Source organism: Streptomyces sp. NPDC057565, assembly GCF_042801455.1.
GTDB classification, from domain to species: Bacteria; Actinomycetota; Actinomycetes; order Streptomycetales; family Streptomycetaceae; genus Streptomyces; species Streptomyces yanii.
In genome coordinates, this window is record NZ_JBHVFU010000153.1 from 1 (window position 1) to 2,868 (window position 2,868).

Sequence of the window (2,868 nt, forward strand, 5' to 3'; positions counted from 1 at the left end):
CCCCGCGCCCCGCCACCCAGTCGGCAAGAAACAACGCAAAGTGGACAGGCCTCGACGCGGTGGAACCGAGGAGGAGGCTTAAAGATCAAGCTAAGCCAGCAGGATCGTCACCAGCCGCAAACGGCGGCGTTCTGGCTGTCGCGTACTCCGTCAGGAGCCCTTCACTTCACCGTGAGGGGGCGAGTGCCTTCCAGAAGGCGTGGTGGTGGTCGGCCGCGAAGTCGGTCTGCCCGATGCGGCCGGACGCGAGCCGCTGCACGTACTGGCTGCGGGTCGTGAACCCCTTCCACGTGGGCATGCCATAACCGTTTACCTGCCCAGTGCTCGCAAACCGGCTCCAGTAGGCGACCACCGTGTCCGACAGCCCGGCTTGCGCGGCGTCGAGCGGCTCGAACAGGTCGTTGTCGAACAGGTAGGCCAGGTCGACCATGTGGCCGGTACCGAGCGAAAAACTCGCCGGCCGCGGCACACCCTTGAAGTACGGGGACGTGGCCTCGGCAAAGTCATAGGCGTAGACGGGGGTGTAGCGGGCCAGCGCGCGCTGGGTGTCGAGCGCCGCGGTCGACCACTCCGAGTCGGTCAGCACGGCCGACAGTGCCGCCCCGGGCGCCGGGTAGTTCGCGACCGGGTACTCGGCCAGGACTGCGGGAGCGTCCTTCCCGAACTGCTCGGTGACCTTCTTGACATACTCCTCGGCGGTCAGCGGCCTCCCTGTCATGATTTCATCGAGCCCGGCCAGCCCGCTCATCTCGTCGTGAGTGGAGCCGTGCAGCACCGGCACCCGGGCGAACCGCCCGGCAGCGATCGCCCGTGACGGTGCCTCGGGTAGCACTTGACCGTCCACCACGGGCCGGTAGCCGTCGTGCCCGGAGAGGGACGCCTTGACGAGCTCGGCGGTGGACCTGCGCCGCAGGCAGGAGTCGACGGTGCGCGGATCGTCGCAGCCCGCGGCCTTGGCGACGGCAAGGCCATTGGTCTCCGCCTGCGTGCGGGTGAACGAGCCGTCCGGTCCGACGCAGCCCGCACTCTGCACGATCGCCTTGCTGAAGAGCCCGCGGGCTCCGGGCGACACCAGCTGGGCACAGACACTGTAGCCGCCGCCCGACTGCCCCATGATCGTGACATTGCGGGGGTCGCCGCCGAAGGCACCGGCATTGCGGTTGACCCATTTCAGTGCGGCCTGCTGGTCAAGAAGGCCAAGGTTGGCCGGTGCGCGCAGCCCGGGCGCGGAGAGGAAGCCGAAGGGGCCGAGCCGGTAATTGATCGTCACGACCATCGCGCCCTGCCGCGCGGCGGCCAGCTTGGCCGCGCGATAGGTGGCGCCGTCGCCGTAGGTGAAGCTGCCGCCGTGAATCCAGACGATGACCGGCAGCCGGCCCGCCGTCCGCCCGGCCGGAGTCGTGACGTTCAGATAGAGGCAGTCCTCACTGCCTCCGCCCTCGATCGAGATGGGCTGGTCGGTCGGCTGCGCACAGGCGCTCTTCGGGGCGCGGGCATCCAGCGGCGACGACCAATGGCGCACCGGCTGCGGCTCCTTCCACCTGCGCTCTCCGGTCGGCAAGGCCGCGTAAGGGATGCCCTGGAACGTGCGCACCGCACCAGCGACCGCGCCCTGGACCGGGCCCTCGGCGGTCATCACCCGGGCGGGGAGATCTTGGGCACCGGGACGCGCGGAGGCCGGGCCGGCCGTGATCACCGTGGCGGCGAGCGTTGCGGAGACGGTGGCCGCGGTAAGGGCGGCGACGCGGGACTTCATGGTGCTCATCTGGGCTCCCCGGATCGGCGTGATCTTTGATGCGTGGAACGGTAGCCAGGATTTGGGCAAATGCACAAGACGTTTGCCTAATGCGATTGCCTAACGCGTTCGTCTGGCGCAAACGTGCAGACTGTTGCTAGGGTCCGCGCCATGGGAAACCGGGAGAAGCTGCTGGAGGCCGCCAGGCAGTGCCTTTTCACGAAGGGCTACGAGCGCACGACGGTTCGCGACCTCGCCTCCGCGGCGGGCGTGAGCATGGCGGCGATCGGCTATCACTTCGGCTCAAAGGAGGCACTGCTGAACCAGGCACTCTTCGAGGCGCTCGACTCGGGGGACCAGGCCTTCGGGCCATCGTCGGACGGCACCGACCTCGACGCACTCTGGCGTCGCCTGATCGAGGCGTTCTCGGTCAACAAGACCTTCTGGATCGCCAATCTGGAGACCGTCCTGCGCGCGCAGCGCGATCCGGAGCTACGTGAGCAGGTGGCCGCCGGGCTGCGGCAGGGACGCAGTGGCATGGCGCGAGAGGTCACCGGAACCGCCGAGACCGAGCTCCCCGAAGCGACGATCCGCACCGTCGGCTCGGTGCAGCTCGCCCTCGTCAGCGGCCTGATGATGCAGCATCTCACCGACCCCGAGTCCGCACCCACCGCCGACGAGGTGCTGGCGGGTCTGCGGGCGCTGGCCACCTACCTGCCTGAGGAAGCGTGAGGCTCGGCCCCTGGAGCGAAGGCACAGGACCGCCACCGCACCGTCCGCCCAACTCCATGTCCACGGTGGACAGTTGATCGATATACGGCGAGTGTGATGGCGGCTGACCGCTGTTCTTAGCTTGATCTTTAAGCCTCCTCCTCGGCTCCGCTGCGTCGAGGTCTGTCCACTTTGCATTGTTTCCTGCCGACTGGGTGGCGGGGTGCGGGGGTGGAGGTGCGGCCCTTGGGGCGGCCGGGGCCTGGGTGGGTGGCTTTCGGCGTGCTGGCCGGAGTGCCCAGGATCCGCCGAATGCGGCGATAGCCCCGGCGGACCCGGCCGGGGGTGAGCTGATCCGGTGTCAGTGGCTTCTCCCATGGCCTGCGCAGGTCCTCGGCCAAGGGGCGGGCGAGGCGGAGTTG

At 68.8% G+C, this 2,868-nt stretch carries 2 protein-coding genes and 1 pseudogene; 1 reads left to right on the plus strand and 2 read right to left on the minus strand.

Annotated elements, in window-relative coordinates; genetic code table 11:
* Positions 1-166 precede the first annotated feature (166 nt).
* Entirely contained in the window at positions 167-1,765 is a 1,599-nt protein-coding gene (locus tag ACFU8W_RS52215; protein ID WP_384052911.1) for a carboxylesterase/lipase family protein, read from the minus strand.
* Positions 1,766-1,906: 141 nt separating this feature from the next.
* On the opposite strand from ACFU8W_RS52215, the gene ACFU8W_RS52220 reads away from it, so the two are divergent.
* Entirely contained in the window at positions 1,907-2,467 is a 561-nt protein-coding gene (locus tag ACFU8W_RS52220; protein ID WP_384052913.1) for a TetR/AcrR family transcriptional regulator, read from the plus strand.
* A gap of 128 nt (positions 2,468-2,595) precedes the next feature.
* Here the strand turns inward: ACFU8W_RS52220 and ACFU8W_RS52225 are convergent.
* Positions 2,596-2,868: pseudogene (locus tag ACFU8W_RS52225) on the minus strand (transposase); the annotation flags it as partial.